Source organism: Psychroserpens sp. BH13MA-6 (assembly GCF_052983595.1).
In genome coordinates this window covers 237,358-260,319 of sequence record NZ_JBRJGE010000004.1, presented here as the reverse complement: position 1 = coordinate 260,319, position 22,962 = coordinate 237,358, and the positions used below count along the sequence as shown (strand labels likewise).

Here is a 22,962-nt window from a genome sequence, read left to right as displayed (position 1 = left end):
GCCCTTCTACATATGCGCTAATACATTTGTAATCAATTGTTAACCTACAAATAATTAGACATGCGAATTAGTTTAACCATTACCATGTTTGTATGTACGCTTTTAGTATTCCCTCAACAACAAAAGAGGTACTTCGACACCCAAATCGACAAACATTTAAGAGCTTATAATAGGCAATCTGAAACCGCCATTCAAAATGGGGATTCAGAACGTGCGGAGTTTTTATATGATTCTCTCTTCAATAATCATCTTAAATCGAGCTATCTTAGAGACTTTAAAATGAATAAAGTAAATGGTGGTCATTTTAATACAGCGAAATTAGATAGGCCTTTTTTATTGGTTACAAAATCTGCTTGGGAAAAAATCGATGAAGATGAGATCAAGGAAATTAATAGAATGTCTAAAATGTATAAAGGTCAAGTAGAGATTATTATACTTTTTTGGGATACGAAATTGAATGCCAAGGCACGATCTAAAGATTACAATTCCAACGTCACAATCACCTATATTGATGAGCGTGATAATGACGCTAATCATATTATAAGACCTTTTAAACATTCGTTTGGAGCGCCTGCATGTTTCTTCTTTTCAGAAACCAAGCAACTCATGAAAATTGATAGAAAGTTCGCGATTTCAAAGCCTGATGCGCATTCAGAAATTGCTTTTCATGTCATCCATGAAGATATTAAGAAGATGATATTTGAAGAGGGACCTACGCAAGAAGGCATGATAACAACACTTCAGTAGTTTACAATAAAGGTGCCCACAATCTACAGAAGGATTCTTTTAACTTAGAGAATTTAGAGCGTTGTTTCCACCTTTCAAAATCAATGATTTCACAATCGTCCAAATCTTTCAAAAATTGTTCTTTTAAAAGTAAGCTTTCTGATTCATCATAAATTAAAGCATTAATTTCAAAATTTATGTTGAAGCTGCGATTATCAAGGTTACACGTACCAATAGTACTGAAAACATTATCCACCACCATAGTTTTTGCGTGCACAAATCCTTTACAATATCTATAAACTTCGGCACCAGCCTCTAATAGTGGTTCTATAAATGAATTTGTAGCGTTTTCAGCAACCCAACTATCGGAAACCTTCGGAATAATGACCTTGACATCCACACCTATTTTGGAGGCAATTTGAAGCGCAGTAATAACCTGATCGTTGGGAATAAAGTAAGGTGTCGTAATATAAACATAACTTTCAGCATTGTTGATGGCCGTTAAAATAGCCTCCATAATGTTCGCCCAATCCGTGTCTGGTCCACTAGCTGCAATCTGAATAGCGACATCTTTCTCACAATCTACCTCAGGAAAATAACATGGCTTTATGTCTATGTCAACCTTATCATCAGTAACAAAATCCCAAGTGGTTAAGAAATGAAATTGCAATACCTTAACCGCTTCACCGTAAATTCTCAAATGCGTATCACGCCAATACCGCTTTGAAGTTTCCGTGTTGACATAATTATCAGATACATTGATACCGCCAACATAACCAATAACACCGTCTATTACCACAATTTTTCTGTGATTTCTGTAATTCGATTTTCCTGTGAGACTTGAAAAAACAACTGGCATAAACGGAAAATGTACCACGCCACTTTCATCGAGTTGTCGTTTCATTGCCGAAGACAATTTGCTACCTACATCATCATAGCTCATTTTGACTTCTACACCATTTCTTGCTTTTTCACATATGATGTCAAGCAATTCAGTGCCAATATCGTCATCTTTAATAACGTAATATTCTATATGAATATGGTCTTTAGCTTGTCTTAAATCTTCAAACAAACGTTTAAATTTCACCTCACCATTAAACAACACTTCTACCTCATTTCGTATGGTGAGTGGCGATCGCTCACTCGTTTTTAGAAGTTTCACTAGTTTTATTTTATCATCCAGTTTTTCATTGATGACTCTTAAGTCGCGCCCTTCCATTTTAAAACTCTGGCTAGCTTTTTGAATGACGTTTGAATTGACGATGTGTTTCCGATTAAAAATCTTGGACTTGCGATACTGCTGTCCGAATAAATAGTAGATGACTAAGCCAAAAAAAGGAAACAGTGCCAATACAATAATGTATGACACTGTTTTTGTAGGATTAATATTTTTAAGGAGTACTGTGGCAATTGCTGAAATTACCAGTAAATAGTTAATAATTATGACTATGGACCAGACGTGCTCCTTTACAAATGCTATCATCTATGGTTTTATCGTATAATATCCTTCTTTTGGGATGTCTATGTAATAAGTTTTGCGCGATGCATTGTTCAATTTTGGTTCGCGTAACCACGGATTGTGAATCTTCAATATTTTATAGTTGATACCAAAATTCTCTGCAAATTTTGTAAAATCAGTGACTACGGTATCCACCTTCACTTTATAGGTAGGCACATTTTGATACAGATCATCTGAGGTAAAATTGAAACCATACTTTTTAGGATGACTCAATATTTCTTTGAGAGCGACAATTCTAAACAAATAACGTCCCGTCTCTTCGCCGAGTAATAAATCATAATAATCTGATACACCTTGTTCTTCTAGTCGTCGAGAAACACCAGCGTTACCAGCATTGTATGCTGCTGCAGCCAAAGTCCAAGAGCCCAAGTCTTCTTTGGACTTTTTTAAGTACTTACAGGCAACTTCTGTCGCCATCTCCAAATGGTAGCGCTCATCTACATTAGAGTTCACTTCTAAGCCATTCTCGCGTCCTGTAGCTGGCATAATCTGCCAAACACCCTTCGCACCAGCTGGTGATACGGCATTAGTGAGTCCACTTTCTATGACGGCTAAATACTTAAAATCTTCTGGAATTCCATTCTTTTTCAGAATTGGTTCTATGATAGGAAAATACTTCTCTGCTCGCTTAAACATGAGAAGTCCGTTAGACTGCCAATAGGTATTGACTAGCAATTCTCTATCCATACGTTCAAAAATATCTGGATTATCGAGTGGCACAGGTTCACCAGCAAAATTTAAATCCTTTGGAACAGATAGGGCGTAAACATTATAATCGTTGACTTCTTTAGTTGGTTGTATTTCCGTAGAAGTTTCTGATTTGGTTTGATCTGACTGAACGGCAAAAATAAAAAGCCCAGACACGCAAATCAATCCAATAGCTGCTAATATATTTTTAATAATGGTCATAATTCTTTTTTTTATAAATGTATAAAATTAATCGCTTGCTTTCAAGTGCCTTGCAGGATTAGTTTTGGTAAATGTTCGTTAAACCATTTGAACTTATTTATGACCATAATGTGGGTTCCGCCTTTGATCACAATGCAATTTCCATTACATGAGTGTGGAAATACACGATCCTTATCGCCATGAATATAAATAGCGTTGTTCAATGGCGCATCTTGATCCCATTCGATGACCTGTTCAATGGCCCAATCCAAATAACGTTTATCATTTACAGATAAATACTTTCGATACAAATCCAGACGTTTTGTTACCGTTTCTCCAAAAGCATATTTTGCTAAAACATCAATATTGGCCACTAATTGAGTTGGTAATAGTTTATAGGCCTTTGTGAGTTTCATCAATTTCATGCGCTTAGGCAGTTCATGCTTCGATTTAACACTTGATACGACAATAAGCCTACGCACATTCATATGTTTACTCATCTCTTGAACCAAAATACCACCAAATGACACTCCGAGTAATACCACATTAGCCGCTTCAATCTTTTCAATCATCCGTTTGGCATAAGATTCTAAGGTCTCATTCTTATTGGGAATGAACCATTCGAGCCAATGGATTTTAAATTGAGCTTCTGGGAGTTTGATATGTTCAAAAATCGTAGGATTTGCCGCCATTCCTGGCATTAAATAAACATGTATAATTTCTTGCTGCATAAGTCTTTAAAACATACGGTTTTTAATATCTATGATATTTTTTGTAAATTTGCAACACAAAACTATGCAAAAGTATAGTTCCACCCTACCGACCATTGAATTAAATACAAAAAATTATGATTGATGCTGCTGAATTAACAGACAATGACTTCTTACGTCAATTCGAATTAAAAGTAGGTACTGAACTAGCAAAAATTGAGTATTCTTTACAAGACCGCAAAATTTTCTTAACAAAGCTTATTATTCCTGACGCTGTCACTGATGAAGATTTTCAAGAAGAATTCTTGACCTTGGTTTTTGAAAACATTTCTGAACGCAATATTAGTGTGGTTCCTACCAGTCCAGAAATCGCTAAATTTATTAGGCGTCATCGAAAATATAAGAAAATGTTGCCCGTAGGCATCAGAATATAGCTAGCATTTACCGCTATAAAAGCGGATTTTTTTTGCTTCTAGCTCAAACTTTCTTCGATAAATTCAAAACGTACGAGTCCGTCATCATCAATTTTTGTGAGAGCTACGTCTTGAAGTGTATTGACTAGTTCTGGATTCCAAGGTGATTTTACCTTCACGTAGTTTTCAGTAAAACCGTGAATATACCCTTCTTTATTTTCGCCTTCGAACAACACACTATGCCGACTACCTATTTGACTTTCATAAAAAGCTCTTCGCTTTTTGGCCGATAAGCCTCGTAGCATCTTACTGCGCTTTGCTCTTACTTTTTTAGGGACCACACCAGCCATATCAGCTGCCTTTGTATTGGCACGTTCTGAATACGTAAAGACATGTAAATAGGAAATATCAAGCTGACTTAAAAACTCATAGGTCTCTAAAAAGTGTTCGTCAGTTTCGCCAGGAAAACCAACAATCACATCCACACCAATACAAGCATTCGGCATGGTTTGTTTGATTTTTTCAACACGATCCATATACAGTTCCTTCATGTAACGACGTCGCATTAATTTAAGAATGGTGTTACTCCCGCTTTGTAAAGGAATATGAAAGTGCGGCACAAATGTTTTACTTTTTGAAACAAATTCAATGGTTTCATTTTTAAGCAGATTCGGTTCAATAGAAGATATTCTTAATCGTTCTATACCATCAACCTCATCTAGCGCTTCCACCAATTCGTAAAAGGTATGTTGGTGCTTTTTATTGCCAAACTCACCTTTACCATAATCGCCTATATTGACACCTGTTAATACAATTTCCTTAATATTTTTTTCTGAAATTTTCTTCGCATTTTGTAAGACATTCTCTAAGGTATCACTGCGTGAAATCCCACGTGCCAGCGGAATGGTACAATACGTACATTTATAATCACATCCGTCTTGCACTTTTAAAAAGGCTCTTGTTCGGTCTCCAAATGAATAACTACCTACATAAAAATCGGCTTCTTGAATTTCACAACTATGTACCTCACCCATATCATTCTTGGATAAATCATTGAGGTAATCTGTGATTTTGAATTTTTCCGTTGCTCCTAATACCAAGTCTACGCCTTCAACATCTGCTAGTTCCTGCGGCTTCAGTTGTGCATAGCAACCAACAGCGGCTACAAATGCTTCAGGATTGTTTTTTTGTGCTTGTTTGACAATCGACTTAAAGCGCTTGTCTGCATTTTCTGTAACGGAACAGGTGTTGATCACATAAATATCTGCACGTTCTTTAAAATCAACGCGTTCAAATCCTTCCGAAGAAAAATTCCGAGCAATCGTAGAAGTTTCAGAAAAATTGAGCTTACAACCCAAGGTGTAAAATGCGACTTTTTTATCCATATATCCCTATAGAGTTTCTGTGCGCACAGAAATCTAATTATATTTACTTGTTTATAATTTTAGAGTGTGCAAATTTACACAATTGTTCCATGTCTCACAATGTCTTAACAATCTCTATCGTTTATAAGCAATAATTTATAGAATATATGACGAAAGCTGAAGCTAGAATTCAAGAGGTGATTTCCTTTTTCAAAAATAAGGACACAGTTCTAGGGTACCGAAAATTAATGGATTGTGTGATGGATACCCAAAATTTAGATTTATATAGAAAAGTCATTGCGCTTACCGATTGGAAAGAACGACATCCAGATAAAACGACCGAATTTATTGATAAAGCCATGGCTATTCTAGAGGAAACTTCTAAAATTCAAATTGCTGAATATGACACCAATATTCCTATCGTCATAGGTAAAAACCTCACAAAAAGCTACGGTCGTCATCGCTTTAAGCTTGGTCCCATTTCATTAAAACTGAAAAAAGGAGAAGTGTATGGTTTGGTTGGTGAGAATGGCAATGGAAAAACGACACTTTTACGAGTTTTAGCAAAGGAAATTCAGTATCAAGGCGGACACCTAGAATTTCATTTTAAAAACGCCTATCATTCTGACTACGATTTGAGATCTCATTTAGTGTATATACCTCAGCGAACACAAAAGTGGTATGGTAGTTTAAAAGATAATCTCAAGTTTGTATTATCTAATTATAACATGTCACCTGAAGAAAATGAAACCAGAGTACTGATGATGATTGCGCGTTTCGGACTATGGAATTATAAGGACCTTAAATGGCATGAATTATCATCAGGCTATAAAATGCGATTCGAACTCGCTAGAACCCTTTTGCGACAACCAGAATTATTATTGTTAGATGAACCTTTAGCTAATCTCGATGTCTTAGCGCAACAAGTGATCCTTGAAGACTTAAAATCGGTGTGCAATTCTATTAACAATCCCATTGCTCTCATTTTAAGTTCCCAGCAATTATATGAGGTTGAAAAGATTTCTGATAAAGTGATTTATTTAAAAGATGGCCAATACAAGGATAATAAAGCGATCATTGAAGACGAAAACAACCAACTCATTATAGAAATAGATTGTGATGCCAAACGTGAGAACCTGTTAAAAATATTTGAAGACTTACATTTAGAAAAACTCATTTACAATGGTGGTATATATGTTGGATATTTTAACGAAACCACCACTTTCTCGCAAGTTTTAGAGGTTTTAGGAAAGCAACAAATAGAGGTTACCTATACCAGAAATATTACCAAATCAACGAGACGCTTCTTTGTATCATAACCGAATTTAAGATGAGAAAATTTATATATAACACCAATCAATATTTATTAGAGCGTTTCCCAACTATTTGGAATACGAGAATCGTTTGGATGCTCCTCATAGCGCTCACTCTGCATGTGATTTTCTTCGTATTTGGCTTCCTGACTTTAAGCAATGTGAAACTCATGCATGAGTATCGTATTAAAGACATATTTTTTGAAAATGGAACTGTTTTCTTGAATACCATTATTTCTTTGCTGCTCATTGTAGCGTGGCTCATTTATATGTTTAAAAACAACGCATTCAAAAATTTTTATCCCATGTCTGGAACAAAAATTTTTGGACAATTTATGGCCTATCTTGTCATTATTTTTAGTTGTACGACCTTCTTTTTATCCTATAATTACGGTATCAAGTCCTATATAGCAACAACCTATCCTTTAGCACAAACCAACAAACATATCGAGATTTCAAACGACGCAGCCATGTTTTTGTCTGAAAAAATTTCGACGTACACTTTAGATCAAAGACGGTATCCAAAACCCTTTTATGATTTGTATTGTGATGTCAGAACTAACCAGAATAAAGATAGTTTATACGCTTTAACATTTCTCAATCAAGAATACCGTTTCTATACACTCTCTACTAAAAAGATACCTATTGAAGAAACCTATACATTTGAAGATTCTAGCTTCCAAAATTATGTGTATTACAAAACAACAGACTCCTTACGTATTTATTACTACAAAGACAGTTTAGTGAACCCTGAGCCCTTCGTAAAATCAGCGAAACCAACGTATTACAATGCTTCCTTTACATTTTTTAAATCTAAAAACGACACCCTTGTTGAAGATGCCTATAGTATTGGCTATAATGATTATGATTATTCCTATGATTATACTTATTCTCCTGATTTTACTATACGACATCAATTAAGAAATAAACGAAACTACGAATTGCTTGAACGACAGGATAAAACTGAAATCAGTCATTTGTTGGAAGATTTTTTAACACTGTCGAACCTATACAAGATTGATCATAATTTAACAACTGAAGCATGGTTAGCATTGGTTTATCATCCTGAGAATTTTGAAGTTAAAAATTTCATTAGAACTGAACCTGCAGATCGTTTTGATGAAGACTACTCTAACATTGACGTCTATGATATTGAAAATTCTGATTTATCCCAATTAGACCTCTTCCATAGTAAGCACTTAACGGATTTCTATTATGACAATGATCAGCTCTTCAACGTCTTTCATAATATTGAAGATATAAAACAAAGCAATCCATTCATGGAGAGTATTCATTTTTTCATGTGGTTCAGTTTTTTCTTGAGTTGTATCATTTTAATGTTTAGAGTCACCGGATTAAAAGCGCTTTTATTTACCATAATCACTACGGGAGTACTCATGCTTTTTGTAACGCTATTAACTGTAGTGACATCCTATATACTACAAGGGCGTGGTGATAGCGAGACCTATTTCGCCATGTATTTAACCTTCCTATTGGGCAGTGTGATTTTAGCAATTCCGCTGTTCTTTCGTAAAGCGCTGAAAAAATTAATTGTAGGTATTTGTCTAAACATCACCATGGTTGGCTTTGGTACTTACATACTTTTGATCATTGGCATTATATCGATGCACCAATACGATTATTGTTCAGACCATTCTATAGATCAATATTCTGATGATTGTAGCAGCCTTATTACAAGTCTGGGTGTTAATTGGAGTTTTGTCATCTTTGGAATCAGTCTATTATTTTTATATTTCTATTCAAAAATCATTAAAAGCTGGAAGGCATTACCAGAAGGTTGATCTATGTTAAAACACACATTTCATTTTATATTTGCTCTAGGTTTCTTACTATTTTTTGCCTGCGGAAGTGATCGTCAAGAATCCAAAGATCATTTAGTTTTTAGGTATAATGAACATAAAAATATTGGGTCGTTGGATCCTGCATTTGCGAAGGACAATGCAGACATATGGGCTATTAACCAGTTATTTAATGGGTTGGTTCAGATGGATGAAAACCTCAATGTTCAACCCTGTATTGCTGAGAATTGGAGCATTTCCGAGGATGGCCTCACCTACACCTTTACCCTTCGAGATGATGTCTTCTTCCATAAACATGAACTTTTTGGAACACAGGGTACTCGAACTGTTACTGCTCAAGATTTCGAATACAGTTTTAACCGACTTTTAGATAAGAATGTTGCCTCACCAGGACGTTGGACACTCAATAAAGTGGCCGCGTTTAAAGCTTTGAATGACCGCACTTTTGAAATTAGATTGAAGCAACCTTTCCCTGTATTTTTAGGACTGCTAACCATGAAATACTGCTCTGTTGTTCCAAAGGAAATTGTATCACATTACAACACAGACTTTCGATCGCATCCCATAGGTACAGGACCTTTTAAATTTAAAGCTTGGGAAGAAAATCTAAAATTGGTGTTCCGCAAAAATGATAATTACTTTGAAACCGATGAGAATGGGAAAAAACTACCATACATGGAAGCGGTAGCCATTACTTTTTTACCTGATAAACAAAGTGAATTTCTACAATTTGCCCAAGGAAATATTGATTTTGTCTCGGGTCTAGATGCCTCTTACAAAGATGAGATTCTTACGGCAACAGGTCAGCTTCGTGAGCGTTATGCCAACTCGGTGAATATGATTCGTGGCCCTTATTTAAATACAGAATACCTGGCCTTCTTCATGGATTCTGATATTCCAGAAATACAGTCAACGTATTTAAGACAAGCGATTAATTTTGGTTTTGATAAGCAAAAAATGATGACCTACTTACGAAATGGCATCGGAATTCCAGCCAATGGTGGTTTTATTCCTAAAGGACTACCTGGTCATGATGCTTCTATCGGTTTTTCATTTCAACCAGAAAAGGCCAAAGCATTAGTAGCACAATTTAAAGCAGAAACTGGCATTAAAAGCCCAGAAATTACGATTACAACCACCAGTAACTACCTAAGTTTTTGTGAATATATCCAACGTGAATTGCAAAAAATAGGTATTACCGTAAATGTGGATGTGATTCCTGCGGCGACTTTAAAAGATGCGAAAGCCAATGGTAAATTAGATCTGTTTAGAGCGAGTTGGGTGGCCGATTATCCAGATGCTGAAAATTATTTATCGCTGTATTATAGCAAGAATTTTGCACCTAATGGTCCCAATTACACGCATTTTAAAAGTGAGATTTTTGATACCTGGTACAACAAAGCATTTACGATTACAGATACGAAAGAGCGTGAAACGCTTTATAGTAAAATGGATAGCTTAGTGATGTCTCAAACACCTGTAGTTCCTTTGTTTTATGATGAAGTCGTTCGTTTTACAGGCAAAAACGTTCAAGATTTAGGCATTAATCCGATTAACTTATTAGACTTGAAACGGGTGCGAAAAACTATTTCAGAGTAAAATAATAAATATCATCTTCCCCTTTACCCTTGGGTCTTCTTGAAGAAAAATAACCTGCTGTTTTATCAGCATTGATAATGTAACAGAAATCATCGCTCCTAGAGTTAATGGGACTTGGTAACAACTTTGGTTTTTCTGTCTCTGGATTAGCGTTTAAGTCATAACTATAAACATCTAATCCACCTACACCTCCTACTCGATCGGAAGCGAAATATAAGATGTTGTCTTGACTCACAAATGGAAACATGTCTTTACGAGGTGAATTAATAGTTTTTCCAAGATTTTCAACCTTACCATATTCACCATTCCCTAATATTTTAACCTTAAACAAATCTGTTTGGCCATGCGCACCGTCAGCGTTGGAAGTAAAATACATGGTAGAGCCATCTGGACTTAGAGCTGCATGACCATAATTATAACTCGGTTTACAAAATGGTAAAGCCTCAAAATTGGTCCAACCCCTTCCTTCGATGTATTCTCCACGTTGAATATTTAAATTAATTGATTTCACCTTGCGCTTATAAGATTTTCCACGCTTCATGAAATTGGTGGTAATGTACATGTATTTACCGTCGGGACTAAAAGCAGCGCTAGAGGTATTGAACACAAACTGCTCAGACTTATTAAATTGTTTTGGGTTGATGATTTCACCATCTTCGGTCATATCTCCTTCAAACATGGTAAAAATGAGTCGTTTATCTTGATCTCTTCTGGCTCTATTTCTATTATCCAGCATATAGGACGTATAATAGACCTTATCACCTTTATAAAACACAACACCGTATTGGCTTTTGTCATCATTAAGTTTGAGATTTTTGATGGTGTAGGTCTGTGCAACCGCAAACGTAGTTGCTAATAATAACATGATATTACAAATGAACTTCATATCGTATTTTGTTTTCAATTAACTTTTTCTCCAAGGTTTTGTGATTTCGAAGACATGTTCCAAAATCTTTTTATCTTCTTCTGAAAAGTGGATGTTGCGACGCTTCATCACTACTTCAGCAACTTCAAACGCTTTATTGGTGTTATAAGTCGTGAATCCTGAGTGGCCTCCCCAAGAAAAACTTGGCACGAAATTTCTCGGAAAACCGCTACCAAAGATATTGGCACTTACTCCAACAACTGTACCAGTATTAAACATCGTATTGATACCACATTTACTATGATCTCCCATCATTAAGCCGCAAAACTGCAAGCCCGTTTTCGCAAATCCCTCTTTTTGATAGTCCCAGAGTCTGACTTCAGCGTAATTATTTTTAAGATTAGAATTATTCGTATCTGCGCCTAAGTTACACCATTCGCCAATGACAGAATTACCCAAAAAGCCATCATGGCCTTTATTTGAAAAGCCAAAAATGACAGAATTATTGACTTCACCTCCTACTTTACTATGAGGACCTACCGTTGTTGGTCCATAAATTTTAGCACCTAATTTTAAAGTGGCATGTTCACATAACGCAAATGGTCCTCTAATAATACTCCCTTCCATTATTTCCGCATTGGCTCCAATATATATGGGTCCAGTACTCGCATTTAAGGTAGCGAACTCTAACTTGGCACCTTCCTCGATAAAAATGTTTTGAGCATTAATGACATTATTGGAATTAGGTATTGGTTGAGATGTTCTGTCGCGTGTCAATAACTCGAAATCGGCTTGTATCGCTTCACCGTTATTAGCAAAAATATCCCAAGTATGCTCAATTTTAAGCACCTCTTCATCATATTCAATAGCTTGATAGGTAGAAAAGTCAATTTCATCTTGACTATCTTTCGAATAAAAAGCAATGACGTCCTCACCTTGAAATACGGCTTGATTATCTTCTAATCCTTTAATGATTTCTACCAATTCTTGATTAGGTAAATACGAGGCATTAATCATCACATTCTCGTCCATTTCAACCATTGGGTATTTTTCAGCTAGAAAATCTTCAGTGAGCGTTGTTGTAGTAAATCCAAGAAACTGCTCCCACTTTTCTCTTATCGTCAAAATCCCTACCCTGATATCAGCTACAGGTCTTGTAAACGTAAACGGCAACAAATTTTGTCTTGATGGTCCGTCAAAAAGAATATAATTCATAATCGCATGTCAAGTTAGATGTTAAAAGTAAATCAATTATAGAAAACAAAAAAGCCTTCAAGGTAAATCCTGAAGGCTTTCAACTATATATTATGCTCTAAGCTTACTTTTTAAACTTAGCGTATTTGTTTTTGAATTTATCAATACGTCCTGCTGTATCAACTAATTTAGACTTACCTGTATAGTAAGGGTGAGATGTTCTAGAAATCTCCAATTTAACTACTGGATATTCAACACCATCAACATCAATTGTTTCACTAGTCTCAGCAGTAGATTTAGTTAAGAAAACGTCATCATTCGACATGTCTTTAAATGCTACTAATCTATAATTTTCTGGATGTATTCCTTTTTTCATCGCTCTAAACTTTAAATTCCTTAATATTTTGGAGGTGCAAATTTAAGTAAATTTTGTAAATTACCAATAAAATATTTCTTTTTTTATATCAGTCAATTTTGTAACAAATTTAAGCAAAAAGATACTAACCGATTAAATTAACTAAACAATCAACTCAAATTATGGAAAAATCATTAAAATCAATCGCCTCAAACTATGGGCTATATCTAGCTCTCATTCTATCCTGTTTCACGATCATAGGCTATGCCATCTATTTGGATCTTTTCACAAAATGGTGGTTGGGCATTATACAAATGTTATTGGTAATCGTGTTTGGAATTATATCTGCTTCAAAAGCACGTAGCAGTTTAGGTGGATTTATCTCCTTTAAAAACGCATTTACAGCTTATTTCATTACCATTGTAATCGGTATTACGATTAGCGCGTTACTTGGCATGATCATCTTCAATTTTGTTGACACGGAAGCTGCCGCTATTCTACAAGAAAAGATTATTGAATCTCAAATTTCTATGATGGAAAATTTTGGTGCACCTCAGGATGCTATCGATACTGCTAGACAACAACTAGAAGCTGAAGAGAATTTCTTTTCGATACCCAACGTCTTGAAATCAATTGTCTATCAACTTCTCGGATTTAGCATCGTTGGTTTAATTGTAGCATTGGTTATTAAGAAGAAAGATCCGAATGAAGCTTAAAAAAAATCAGTATTTTTGAAACATTAATTTTTCAAAATCGCTGCATGAATATATCAGTAGTCATACCGCTACTTAACGAACAAGAATCATTAACAGAATTACACGATTGGATTGCAAAAGTCATGCAGTCCAATCGTTTTTCTTATGAAATCATCTTTATTGATGATGGCAGTACAGATGACTCTTGGGCTACCATCATGCAATTATCGCAAAAAGATGCTAACGTCAAAGGAATTCGTTTTTTAAAAAACTTCGGAAAATCGCAAGCGTTGCATGCAGGCTTTGCAAAAGCAGAAGGTGATGTGGTGATTACCATGGATGCCGACTTACAAGATAATCCTGAAGAAATCCCAGAACTCTACAACATGATTGTCGTTGATAAATACGACTTAGTGTCTGGCTGGAAAAAAAAGCGTTATGATTCTGTTATTTCAAAAAACTTACCTTCTAAGTTATTTAATTGGGCAGCCAGAAAAACATCTGGTGTCAAACTTCATGATTTTAATTGCGGACTCAAAGCGTACAATAAAGCTGTTGTCAAAAATATCGATGTCAACGGTGAAATGCATCGCTATATCCCTGTGTTGGCCAAAAATGCAGGATTCACACAAATAGGTGAAAAAATAGTGAAGCATCAGGCTAGAAAATACGGTCAGACTAAGTTTGGAATGGATCGTTTTATCAATGGTTTTCTAGACCTCATTACCATTTGGTTTCTGTCGCGTTTCGGCAAACGTCCTATGCATTTATTTGGTGCTTTGGGTGTGATCATGTTTGCGATCGGTTTTGTATTTGCTTTGTATTTAGGGGTTGATAAGTTATTTCTTAATACCCAAGGACGATTAATTACACAGCGACCGCAATTCTTTATCGCACTCACCACGATGATTTTGGGAACACAATTTTTTGTGGCTGGATTTTTAGGTGAAATCATTCTGAGATCCAAACGGGATTCAAATCGCTATTTGATCAAGCAAGAACTTAATTTATAATACACACATTTAATACCAGCTTCGCAATTCAAAATTTTTGAATTGTGTACTTTTGCACTATAATTACGACTTATGACACATATTGAACCTCAACTAATGGCACGTGTTAACACTTGGTTGACACCTACTTTTGACCAAGAGACTCAAAATTATATCAAAGACCTAATTGAAAATAATCCAAAAGAACTCAAAGAGAGCTTTTACAAAGATCTTGAATTTGGAACTGGTGGTATGCGAGGTGTTATGGGTATTGGCACCAACCGCATCAATAAATTCACCTTGGGAAAAAACACCCAAGGACTTAGCAATTACTTGAAGACACAATTTCCTTCGGAAGCTATAAAAGTAGCCATTGCCTATGATTGTAGACATAATAGTCAATCGTTAGCTAAAGTGGTGGCCGATGTTTTTTCAGCAAATGAAATCCAAGTATTTCTTTTTGAAGATTTAAGACCAACGCCTGAGTTATCATTTGCACTCAAGCACCTCGATTGTCATTGTGGTATTGTACTAACCGCTTCGCACAATCCACCAGAATATAACGGTTACAAAGTCTATTGGCAAGATGGTGGACAATTAGTTCCGCCTCAAGATGCTGAAATTATTGCAGAAATCAATCGCTTAGATTATTCTGAAATCAACTTTGAAGAACGACCTAAAAACATCACTTATATTGGACAAGAAATTGACGATGTTTTTATTGAAGAATCCATAAAAAATGGAAGTTTCCAGACCTCTGAGGTTGCTAAAGCAAATCTAAATATTGTATTTACATCGTTACATGGAACGTCTATTACCGCAATTCCTGAGACTTTAAAGCGTGCAGGCTATTCAAATGTGCATATTGTTGAAGAACAACGTATTCCTAATGGCGATTTCCCTACCGTAAAATCACCAAATCCTGAAGAACCTGAGGCTTTAAAAATGGCTTTGGAGTTAGCGAAAAAAGTAAATGGTGATATTGTTATTGGAACGGATCCTGATTGTGACCGATTGGGTGTTGCTGTGAGAAACTTAGATGATGAACTCGTCATTTTAAATGGTAATCAAACCATGATATTAATGACCGATTTCCTATTAAAACAATGGAAGAAAGCTGGCAACATCAATGGGAATCAATTTGTAGGATCTACCATTGTCTCCACACCGATGATGTCTGTGCTGGCTAACGCCTATGATGTGGAATGTAAAATAGGATTGACTGGTTTCAAATGGATTGCAAAAATGATTAAAGATTTTCCAGATATGGACTTCATTGGTGGTGGTGAAGAAAGTTTTGGATTTATGGTGGGTGATTTCGTTAGAGATAAAGATGCGGTAACTTCGACACTTTTAGCGTGTGAAATTGCAGCACAAGCCAAAGCAAATGGTCAAACCATGTACGAATCATTGATTGATTTATATGTGACACACGGCTTTTATAAAGAACGTCTAGTATCCTTAACAAAAAAAGGCATTGAAGGTGCAGAAGAAATCAAACAAATGATGATAGACGCTAGGGAAAACCCCTTACAAGAAGTGAATGGCTCCAGAGTGATAAAGGTTGAAGACTATCAACTATCAATTACTAAAAATTTAGTGTCTGGTGACATATCTCCTATCGCTATTCCAAAATCGAATGTCCTCATCTATTACACGGAAGATGGTAGTAAAATTGCCTTACGACCAAGTGGGACAGAACCTAAAATAAAATTTTACATTAGCGTTAATACCACCTTAGACAATGTGGCAGCGTTTAAAACAACGGAACAGAAATTGGAATCTCGTATTGACGCCATTCTTAAAGACATGAAACTCACCTAATGAACTATCTCAAGAAAATATTTGTATATGCCGTGCCTTATAAGCGCTATGCGTTTTTAAACATTCTTTTCAACATACTCTATGCTCTTTTTGGTGCATTATCCTTTGTTGTTTTGATGCCCATGTTAAATATTTTATTCGGTGAGGATCAAAAAACTATTGAGAAGAAGCCCGTTCTGGACGGCTTTAAAAATATTGGTGAGTACTTCAAGGATTCACTGACCTATAGCGTACAGAATTTCGCAAAAGATGATCAACTCAAAGCATTGACTTTCGTTATTATTTTGGTTATTGTAGTGTTTTTACTGAAGAATATTTTTAATTATCTCGCCTTGTATTTTGGAACCTTCCTTCGGAATGGTATCCTCAAGGATTTAAGAGACACCCTCTACACCAAGACGGTTAATTTACCCATGAGTTTCTTTTCAGAAAAAAGAAAAGGCGATTTAATGGCTCGTGTTTCAAATGATGTGAATGAAGTACAAAATTCATTTTTATCAGTTTTAGAAATTATCGTGAGAGAGCCTTTAAGTGTTATTTTTTCCATTGTTATTATGTTAACAATAAGTGCAAAATTAACGCTGTTTGTCTTCGTATTTATACCCACTGCAGGTTATATTATCTCGGTCATCGCGAAACGTTTACGTCAACAATCCGCTGATGTACAACGCGAGCAAGGGACGTTTTTATCTATTCTAGAAGAAACCTTGAACGGATTAAAAATCATCAAAGGCTTTAATGCTGAACGATTATTCAATTCAAAATTTACGGATTCTACGAGACGTTACTTTAATTTCTCGAATAAGATGATGAACCGTCAAAACATTGCAACACCACTCAGCGAATTTCTCGGTATTGTAACTATTGCTTTTTTGTTGTGGTTTGGCGGTCGTATGGTGTTAATAGACAAAACCCTCTTAGCCTCATCATTTATCGCTTTTATGGGACTCGCTTATAACATCTTAACACCTATTAAGGCACTTAGTAAGGCTAATAATAATGTTAAACGAGGGAATGCTGCTGCGGAACGAGTTCTGGAAATCATTGAAACGATTAGCCCAATCGAAGATAAGGCGAATGCCATGACCAAGGAAGGATTTAACGCTGCTATTGAAATTAAAAACGTGTCCTTTAAATATGAAGATGATTTAGTTCTTAACAATTTCTCGGCGACATTGCATAAGGGAAAAAGTATCGCACTTGTAGGGCAATCTGGTAGTGGTAAATCGACCATAGCTAACCTTGTCACACGTTTCTATGATGTGAACGAGGGAAGTATTAATATTGACGGAGAAGACATCCGAGACCTCTCTAAGAGTTCCTTGAGAAGTCTTATCGGTCTCGTCACACAAGACTCGATTTTATTTAATGATACGGTCAAAAATAACATCCTTCTAGGAAAGCCTAATGCCACAGACGACGATGTTCTCGAAGCACTCAAAGTAGCCAATGCTTGGGAGTTCGTAAAGGACCTTCCTCATGGAATTGACACCAATATTGGTGATGGTGGTGGCAAACTTTCTGGCGGACAAAAACAGCGTTTGAGTATTGCAAGAGCTGTTCTGAAAAATCCCCCTATCATGATTCTAGACGAAGCCACTTCAGCATTAGATACAGAAAGTGAACGTTTGGTTCAAGTGGCACTTGAAAACATGATGAAGAACCGAACATCTTTAGTCATTGCTCACAGGTTATCGACTATCCAAAATGCCGATCAAATAATCGTAATGCAAAAAGGAGAAATTGCGGAACAAGGAACGCACAATGAACTGATTGCAAAAAATGGTGTTTATAAAAAACTCGTGGAAATGCAGAGTTTTGAATAGCTATTATTGTGATCGTACGAGCAAATAAGCATTTACAATCGTCATACCCGCTCCAAAATTTGACCAGCCATGCACGTGCACCTCATGTGCATTCGTACCCGCGTTAAATGTTTTCCATGGACTCGTAGCTACGCCTCCCGTTTGTGTAGATGAATAAGTCCAGGCATCTCCGAATACAATAGGAAAAGTCTCTGTTGTACCATCGTGAACACGTAATTGCAAGTTATTCGTTCCTGTAGCATTGATGTATCGTATAACCAACTTAATCTCTATATTTCCGGTAGCGTTATATATAGCTGGTTCCAATGCCCCATCCATATTAGGAACATCAGCTCCTGACAAAGAAGGGAGATTCTCACTGCTTCCAGAAAACAATGGTATCACAGATACTGGATTTAAATTATCGACCCAATTGACATTTCCAGTACCATCGGTTGCCATAATTTGTCCGTTAGTTCCTCTTGATGCAGGAAGGACATAAGTATTCGCTAAAGTGGTTCCAATGGAGACATTTCCTAAGAAAAAACCGGCATAGCTTCCAGATTTCAATGCTTCTGAATACAGTCCGAAATGGGTGCCTGGTGTGGTCGAATTTATAAAATTATAACTACCATAACGGTCGCCAGTTCCATTTGTTCCAATCAGTCGATTACTAACACCATACTGACTTCCAGAGCCACCACCCGATAAAGTATTTCTAACGCCATACTGACTAGAAGCGCCACCTGTGGCAGATATTTGATTAGTCACACCGCTCAATAATCCAGAATTATTTCCGTAAATAAGGTTTAATGTTCCCGTACTCGTACCAGAACCATTGGTAATATGGTTGGAGACACCAGTTTGGTTTCCAGGTCCAGAACCCAAAAGATTATAAACACCATAATGGGTATTACTTCCAGAATTAATGATTGTATTTCGTGTACCAACCTGTATTCCTGTACCAGTTCCAGCTAAAATATTATCGACACCAAAATGCTGAGCATTGCCACTGTTATTAATGGAATTGTACACGCCGAATTGTTCTCCAGATTTGTTACCAGTTATTAAATTGTAAACACCATAGTTCTCTCCTGTACCCGAACCAGCCAAACTCGAGTATAGTCCAAATTGCCCTGCCGAAGAATCTGAACTCATTAAATTTTGAAACCCGACATTTAAAGCTAAGTTATTCACTAAATAATTAGCGAAGCCATAGACTGTGCTCGATTGGTTCTGCATATCAACATAATGACCAATCATTTTTCCGGTGCCAGCATTGTTTCCTGTAAAAAACGTACCATTTACCGTTGTATTTGAATTGGCATTCAACTCCAAATTTATCATTCTTGAATTGGCTGTTTCGTAAATATCAAGTACGTAATCTGCGGTAGTTTTGCCAATGGCCAGATATCCTAATGTAAAGAGGTCATCATTAATATCATTTGGTGCAGTGGTGGTCCCTTCCTCATAAAAATCGCTATCATCAGTAGGCGTTTGCTGAATGGGCATCCATTGGAGTCCGTTGAAAAAATAAAAACCAACACCATTACCTCCTATAACGACAGCATTTGTATTCCAGACTAATAACCCAGTAGCAGGTGCATTTATTGGTGCTGTTGTGTTGGACACATTAACCAACGAAACCCTTGGTACCAACACGCCTTTATCATTTGCATCTATATCTAATAAGGAAGATGCATCCGGGTTGGTCGTACCAATACCTACTTGTGCATGACCTAATCCTAAGTAAAAAAAGACTATTGTAATGACGAAAAATCTCATCTTAAAACCATACTAAACAGTTAGTTACATCTAATATAATCGTTTATTTACTGATATAAAAATTTCACCTTTAAATAACCAAAAGAATAGACCAATGATTACCAAAAAGAAAAGGACACAAGTTTTGTGTCCTTTTCAGTTCTATTACCACATTTGGGGAAAATGGTAATAATTAAGTAGGTTAGGCTGAGACAAACATAAATCAAATTAATGTACTGTGCAAGAAAAATTTGCATTTCATCGTAATTTTTTTACACTTTGTCGATATTTTTTTTATTTAAACGTCTGTTTTACAGCACTTTAAATAATTTATTTTTTTTGATTAAACTTTCTGTAAATTAGAAGGTCTTAGTATAAAATGGAATTTATTGGATAGCGAACAGGAATTTATCAGCCGTTTATGTACTTCATCTACTAAAGATGCTGCCTTTAAAGAGCTTCTAGCAACTTATAAAGAGCGGCTCTATTGGCACATACGACATATTGTGAAAACCCATGATGATGCTGATGACGTTTTACAAAATACATTTATTAAAGTTTATAAAAACATTCATAATTTTAAAGGAGATAGTCAATTGTTTTCATGGATGTACCGCATCGCTACCAACGAGTCCTTGACTCATATTAAAAAAATTGCAAAACAACATCAAATCAATAATGAAGAAATACAACAGCACTTAGTAAATAAGTTACAAGCCGATGTATATTTCGAAGGTGATGCCATTCAATTGAAATTACAAAACGCCATTGCTACTTTACCTGAAAAACAACAATTAGTATTTAACATGAAATATTTTCAAGATTTAAAATACCGAGAGATGTCAGAAATATTAGAAACAAGTGAAGGTGCCTTGAAAGCCTCTTATCATATTGCTGTAAAAAAAATCGAAACGCTCTTAACCTCAGATTAAACTAAAACTAATTGTACAAGTCTAAGATATATGACACTTAAAAAGCTACATAAGAATTTAGGATTTAAAGTTCCGAAAGATTACTTCTCTCAAGTTGAAGAAAACATTCTGAACGATGTCCGATTGAAAGCTAAGGCAAAGGATTCAGGTTTTGGAATTCCAGAGTCGTATTTTGTCGAGGTGGAAACCGCTATTTTAAGTCATGTAAAACCCGATTCTAAAGTTATCACACTGAAATCGAAATCTGCGTGGTACTACATCGCTAGTATTGCTGCGTCCATAGTGTTAATATTTAGTATTTTTAACCACCAAAGTAGCACCAAAGAAATTTCAGTTGAAATGGTTGAAACGCATTTAGAAAATAGTGATTTAGACACTTATGAATTAGCGCAACTACTCACAGATGCTGATTTGCTTGAAGAAGATTTTGTCATTGTGGATGCCACTTATGATGAAGCGAATTTAGAAACCTATCTACTGAACAATGCAGATATTGAAATATTATTAGAATAAAACCTTATGAAAACATTTATCCCTATTCTCTTTTTACTCATGTCCGTTTCAACCTTGGCGCAACCGAGGGGAAAAATGAACGAGCGTATTCAAGCGCAAAAAATTGCGTTTATTACCGAGAGGCTCAGCTTAACACCAGAAGAAGCACAAAAGTTTTGGCCTATCTACAATGCTTTTGAAGAGAAAACTGAAAAAATTCGAACGGAAGATCTTAGAAGCATTAAAAAAACGATGTATCAGAATCCTGAGTTATCTGAAGCTGATGCCAACAAATTATTAAATCAATTGATGACCGCTGAAAATGACATGCATAATGCTAAGTTGCAATTAGTTCAAGACTTAAAAGATGTTATTTCATCTGAAAAAATTCTGCGCTTAAAGGCATCTGAAGAAGCTTTTAATCGAAAGCTTCTCGAAAAACTGCGGCAATTCAAGGAAAAGCGTAACAATTAAATTAGTAGCAAAATGCTAAAATGATGACAAGGTTCACCTGAAGGTCAGTTTCGAGATTCGTCCGTTTCCAGCGGCATAAGCAACACTATCATTTAAAAATCGAATCGTGTAAAACCCTTCATCACTGAAATGCGACCAGGTGTCTCCCGAATCACTTGAATAATCAATACCTTTGAAACCAATTGCTACTAACTGTTTTCCCTCACTATTCGGTACATATTGCACACAACTTCTATAACCCGGACTCGAATTTTCAGCTGCCAAATGCCAAGTTTTACCACCATCATTCGTCCTAATTTTATTAGCTGAACTGTCTGCAGGTTTTGTATAATCACCGCCAATGGCAAAACCCTGTAATGCATCGTAAAAATCTAAAGAATAAATACCTTCGGTAGGTTTCTCCTTAACAATGGGTGTATCAAAAACTTGCCAAGTGTGTCCCTTGTCATCAGAATAATAAATGCGTCCTGAAGTTGTGGCGACCCAAGTTTTATCCCCAACAATAGCAATATTAGTGTCACTAGCAGCAAAAGCCCCTTCTCCTTCGGATGCCTGCGGCAAATCATCACAATGCAATTTAGTCCATGTCTCACCTCCATCTCTCGTGATAATAACACTCAAGCAACCATCCATAGCATCGCCAATAGCGATACCTTCCTCATCATTCCAAAACTCCATAGCGTCGTAAAAGACCTTCGGGTGTGCTTCTCGATAAACGATTTTGTTCTTCTCTAAATCGGCATTCAACTTAAACACAAGCGCTGGGTTACCAATGGTAATTCCAAATCCTTGGTTTTGTCGTACTGCTAAAGCTCTAAAATTTAATTTAAGACTATCAGTGGATAAATTGATTTGATGATGATAAAACGGTCTTCCTTTTAAAGAATCTACATGATTAAACAATGTTGAATTCATTAGAATTCCCAATGAACCAGTCGATGAGAGATAAATGGGTCCAATAGAATCGACAATCTCCAAAGCTCTTATATTGAGGCCTTCATCTACGACCAAAGGCTCAATTTGCACTGAATTAAATGGTCTTTGATCTGGCATGGCTATTTCCATCATTTTATGACTTGCCAATCCTATGACCATAATAAGTCCCAAAAAAATAAAAGGAATTCGTTTCATAAGCATTGAATTTTCTTTAAAAATAGAAAAGCTCATCGAAATAAAAGCCAAACCCTGTAACAATTGATAATAAAATGTACCTTTGCA

21 protein-coding genes are annotated in these 22,962 nt (G+C 36.0%); 12 read left to right on the top strand and 9 right to left on the bottom strand.

The features are described 5' to 3' along the window. Window positions 1-60: 60 nt before the first annotated feature. The gene (locus ACU8DI_RS10225) at window positions 61-747 is read left to right on the top strand and encodes a hypothetical protein (protein WP_447112676.1); all 687 of its coding nucleotides are present in this window, start codon (window positions 61-63) and stop codon (window positions 745-747) included. Window position 748: 1 nt separating this feature from the next. On the opposite strand, the gene cls is transcribed toward ACU8DI_RS10225, so the two are convergent. The 3 genes from cls to ACU8DI_RS10210 are packed head-to-tail and all read right to left on the bottom strand — an operon-like array spanning window position 749 to window position 3,864. Next, window positions 749-2,209 carry a cardiolipin synthase gene (cls, locus tag ACU8DI_RS10220; protein WP_447112675.1) on the bottom strand — a complete coding sequence of 487 codons (1,461 nt, stop codon included), beginning with the start codon at window positions 2,207-2,209 and terminating at the stop codon, window positions 749-751. Beyond that, a complete protein-coding gene (locus ACU8DI_RS10215; protein ID WP_447112674.1) occupies window positions 2,210-3,154 on the bottom strand; it encodes a lytic transglycosylase domain-containing protein in 945 nt (314 codons plus the stop codon). A gap of 41 nt (window positions 3,155-3,195) precedes the next feature. Next, window positions 3,196-3,864, bottom strand: a complete 669-nt coding sequence (locus tag ACU8DI_RS10210; protein ID WP_447112673.1) for an alpha/beta fold hydrolase — start codon at window positions 3,862-3,864, stop codon at window positions 3,196-3,198. A gap of 116 nt (window positions 3,865-3,980) precedes the next feature. Here ACU8DI_RS10210 and ACU8DI_RS10205 point away from each other — a divergent pair, with 116 nt between their 5' ends. Then, a complete protein-coding gene (locus ACU8DI_RS10205) occupies window positions 3,981-4,277 on the top strand; it encodes a GNAT family N-acetyltransferase (protein ID WP_447112672.1) in 297 nt (98 codons plus the stop codon). Window positions 4,278-4,315: 38 nt separating this feature from the next. Here the strand turns inward: ACU8DI_RS10205 and mtaB are convergent, their stop codons facing one another. Then, on the bottom strand, window positions 4,316-5,641 hold the full coding sequence (gene mtaB / locus ACU8DI_RS10200; RefSeq protein WP_447112671.1) for a tRNA (N(6)-L-threonylcarbamoyladenosine(37)-C(2))-methylthiotransferase MtaB: 1,326 nt from the start codon (window positions 5,639-5,641) through the stop codon (window positions 4,316-4,318). Window positions 5,642-5,787: 146 nt separating this feature from the next. Here mtaB and ACU8DI_RS10195 point away from each other — a divergent pair, with 146 nt between their 5' ends. From ACU8DI_RS10195 to ACU8DI_RS10185, 3 genes are read left to right on the top strand one after another with little or no spacing between them, the layout of a single operon-like run. Continuing rightward, a complete protein-coding gene (locus ACU8DI_RS10195) occupies window positions 5,788-6,939 on the top strand; it encodes an ATP-binding cassette domain-containing protein (RefSeq protein WP_447112670.1) in 1,152 nt (383 codons plus the stop codon). Between the two features lie 11 nt (window positions 6,940-6,950). Next, a complete protein-coding gene (locus ACU8DI_RS10190) occupies window positions 6,951-8,735 on the top strand; it encodes a hypothetical protein (RefSeq protein WP_447112669.1) in 1,785 nt (594 codons plus the stop codon). Window positions 8,736-8,738: 3 nt separating this feature from the next. Continuing rightward, window positions 8,739-10,352: an ABC transporter substrate-binding protein gene (locus ACU8DI_RS10185; RefSeq protein WP_447112668.1), complete on the top strand. Its 1,614-nt coding sequence runs from the start codon at window positions 8,739-8,741 to the stop codon at window positions 10,350-10,352. On the opposite strand, the gene ACU8DI_RS10180 is transcribed toward ACU8DI_RS10185, so the two are convergent. The 3 genes from ACU8DI_RS10180 to ACU8DI_RS10170 all read right to left on the bottom strand — a co-directional run bounded on the left by ACU8DI_RS10180 (window position 10,339) and on the right by ACU8DI_RS10170 (window position 12,787). After that, a complete protein-coding gene (locus tag ACU8DI_RS10180; protein WP_447112667.1) occupies window positions 10,339-11,238 on the bottom strand; it encodes a TolB family protein in 900 nt (299 codons plus the stop codon). The two genes, ACU8DI_RS10185 and ACU8DI_RS10180, sit on opposite strands and share 14 nt — an antisense overlap. Window positions 11,239-11,256: 18 nt before the next feature. After that, complete coding sequence (locus tag ACU8DI_RS10175; RefSeq protein WP_447112666.1) at window positions 11,257-12,432, bottom strand: GlmU family protein; 1,176 nt, start codon at window positions 12,430-12,432, stop codon at window positions 11,257-11,259. Between the two features lie 103 nt (window positions 12,433-12,535). Then, on the bottom strand, window positions 12,536-12,787 hold the full coding sequence (locus tag ACU8DI_RS10170) for a type B 50S ribosomal protein L31 (protein WP_447112665.1): 252 nt from the start codon (window positions 12,785-12,787) through the stop codon (window positions 12,536-12,538). A gap of 161 nt (window positions 12,788-12,948) precedes the next feature. Here ACU8DI_RS10170 and ACU8DI_RS10165 point away from each other — a divergent pair, with 161 nt between their 5' ends. From ACU8DI_RS10165 to ACU8DI_RS10150, 4 genes are all read left to right on the top strand, one after another. Continuing rightward, window positions 12,949-13,482, top strand: a complete 534-nt coding sequence (locus ACU8DI_RS10165; RefSeq protein ID WP_447112664.1) for a DUF4199 domain-containing protein — start codon at window positions 12,949-12,951, stop codon at window positions 13,480-13,482. Between the two features lie 44 nt (window positions 13,483-13,526). Beyond that, window positions 13,527-14,474: a glycosyltransferase family 2 protein gene (locus ACU8DI_RS10160; RefSeq protein WP_447112663.1), complete on the top strand. Its 948-nt coding sequence runs from the start codon at window positions 13,527-13,529 to the stop codon at window positions 14,472-14,474. 72 nt (window positions 14,475-14,546) lie between these two features. After that, window positions 14,547-16,277 (top strand): phospho-sugar mutase, encoded by a 1,731-nt coding sequence (locus ACU8DI_RS10155; protein WP_447112662.1) that lies wholly within the window; start codon window positions 14,547-14,549, stop codon window positions 16,275-16,277. After that, window positions 16,277-18,103 (top strand): ABC transporter ATP-binding protein, encoded by a 1,827-nt coding sequence (locus tag ACU8DI_RS10150; protein ID WP_447112661.1) that lies wholly within the window; start codon window positions 16,277-16,279, stop codon window positions 18,101-18,103. The genes ACU8DI_RS10155 and ACU8DI_RS10150 overlap by 1 nt, the downstream gene beginning before the upstream one ends. Window positions 18,104-18,106: 3 nt before the next feature. Here the strand turns inward: ACU8DI_RS10150 and ACU8DI_RS10145 are convergent, their stop codons facing one another. Then, the gene (locus ACU8DI_RS10145; protein WP_447112660.1) at window positions 18,107-19,867 is read right to left on the bottom strand and encodes a hypothetical protein; all 1,761 of its coding nucleotides are present in this window, start codon (window positions 19,865-19,867) and stop codon (window positions 18,107-18,109) included. A 368-nt stretch (window positions 19,868-20,235) separates the two neighbouring features. Between ACU8DI_RS10145 and ACU8DI_RS10140 the strand changes: the two genes are divergently transcribed. The 3 genes from ACU8DI_RS10140 to ACU8DI_RS10130 are packed head-to-tail and all read left to right on the top strand — an operon-like array spanning window position 20,236 to window position 21,744. Then, window positions 20,236-20,778 carry an RNA polymerase sigma factor gene (locus ACU8DI_RS10140; protein ID WP_447112659.1) on the top strand — a complete coding sequence of 181 codons (543 nt, stop codon included), beginning with the start codon at window positions 20,236-20,238 and terminating at the stop codon, window positions 20,776-20,778. Between the two features lie 30 nt (window positions 20,779-20,808). Next, on the top strand, window positions 20,809-21,291 hold the full coding sequence (locus ACU8DI_RS10135; RefSeq protein ID WP_447112658.1) for a hypothetical protein: 483 nt from the start codon (window positions 20,809-20,811) through the stop codon (window positions 21,289-21,291). A gap of 6 nt (window positions 21,292-21,297) precedes the next feature. Next, entirely contained in the window at window positions 21,298-21,744 is a 447-nt protein-coding gene (locus ACU8DI_RS10130; RefSeq protein WP_447112657.1) for a sensor of ECF-type sigma factor, read from the top strand. A 33-nt stretch (window positions 21,745-21,777) separates the two neighbouring features. Here ACU8DI_RS10130 and ACU8DI_RS10125 read toward each other — a convergent pair whose 3' ends face one another. Continuing rightward, window positions 21,778-22,875 carry a WD40/YVTN/BNR-like repeat-containing protein gene (locus ACU8DI_RS10125; protein WP_447112656.1) on the bottom strand — a complete coding sequence of 366 codons (1,098 nt, stop codon included), beginning with the start codon at window positions 22,873-22,875 and terminating at the stop codon, window positions 21,778-21,780. Window positions 22,876-22,962: the final 87 nt, after the last annotated feature.

What these genes read in the sequence shown, in the direction of transcription:
- ACU8DI_RS10190 (WP_447112669.1), top strand. Translation starts at nt 6,951, where the DNA reads ATGAGAAAATTTATATATAACACCAATCAATATTTATTAGAGCGTTTC.
- ACU8DI_RS10185 (WP_447112668.1), top strand. Translation starts at nt 8,739, where the DNA reads ATGTTAAAACACACATTTCATTTTATATTTGCTCTAGGTTTCTTACTA.
- ACU8DI_RS10165 (WP_447112664.1), top strand. Translation starts at nt 12,949, where the DNA reads ATGGAAAAATCATTAAAATCAATCGCCTCAAACTATGGGCTATATCTA.
- ACU8DI_RS10215 (WP_447112674.1), bottom strand. Translation starts at nt 3,154, where the DNA reads ATGACCATTATTAAAAATATATTAGCAGCTATTGGATTGATTTGCGTG.
- ACU8DI_RS10125 (WP_447112656.1), bottom strand. Translation starts at nt 22,875, where the DNA reads ATGAAACGAATTCCTTTTATTTTTTTGGGACTTATTATGGTCATAGGA.
- ACU8DI_RS10130 (WP_447112657.1), top strand. Translation starts at nt 21,298, where the DNA reads ATGAAAACATTTATCCCTATTCTCTTTTTACTCATGTCCGTTTCAACC.
- ACU8DI_RS10170 (WP_447112665.1), bottom strand. Translation starts at nt 12,787, where the DNA reads ATGAAAAAAGGAATACATCCAGAAAATTATAGATTAGTAGCATTTAAA.
- mtaB (WP_447112671.1), bottom strand. Translation starts at nt 5,641, where the DNA reads ATGGATAAAAAAGTCGCATTTTACACCTTGGGTTGTAAGCTCAATTTT.
- ACU8DI_RS10205 (WP_447112672.1), top strand. Translation starts at nt 3,981, where the DNA reads ATGATTGATGCTGCTGAATTAACAGACAATGACTTCTTACGTCAATTC.
- cls (WP_447112675.1), bottom strand. Translation starts at nt 2,209, where the DNA reads ATGATAGCATTTGTAAAGGAGCACGTCTGGTCCATAGTCATAATTATT.
- ACU8DI_RS10135 (WP_447112658.1), top strand. Translation starts at nt 20,809, where the DNA reads ATGACACTTAAAAAGCTACATAAGAATTTAGGATTTAAAGTTCCGAAA.
- ACU8DI_RS10160 (WP_447112663.1), top strand. Translation starts at nt 13,527, where the DNA reads ATGAATATATCAGTAGTCATACCGCTACTTAACGAACAAGAATCATTA.
- ACU8DI_RS10155 (WP_447112662.1), top strand. Translation starts at nt 14,547, where the DNA reads ATGACACATATTGAACCTCAACTAATGGCACGTGTTAACACTTGGTTG.
- ACU8DI_RS10180 (WP_447112667.1), bottom strand. Translation starts at nt 11,238, where the DNA reads ATGAAGTTCATTTGTAATATCATGTTATTATTAGCAACTACGTTTGCG.
- ACU8DI_RS10225 (WP_447112676.1), top strand. Translation starts at nt 61, where the DNA reads ATGCGAATTAGTTTAACCATTACCATGTTTGTATGTACGCTTTTAGTA.
- ACU8DI_RS10210 (WP_447112673.1), bottom strand. Translation starts at nt 3,864, where the DNA reads ATGCAGCAAGAAATTATACATGTTTATTTAATGCCAGGAATGGCGGCA.
- ACU8DI_RS10175 (WP_447112666.1), bottom strand. Translation starts at nt 12,432, where the DNA reads ATGAATTATATTCTTTTTGACGGACCATCAAGACAAAATTTGTTGCCG.
- ACU8DI_RS10150 (WP_447112661.1), top strand. Translation starts at nt 16,277, where the DNA reads ATGAACTATCTCAAGAAAATATTTGTATATGCCGTGCCTTATAAGCGC.
- ACU8DI_RS10145 (WP_447112660.1), bottom strand. Translation starts at nt 19,867, where the DNA reads ATGAGATTTTTCGTCATTACAATAGTCTTTTTTTACTTAGGATTAGGT.
- ACU8DI_RS10195 (WP_447112670.1), top strand. Translation starts at nt 5,788, where the DNA reads ATGACGAAAGCTGAAGCTAGAATTCAAGAGGTGATTTCCTTTTTCAAA.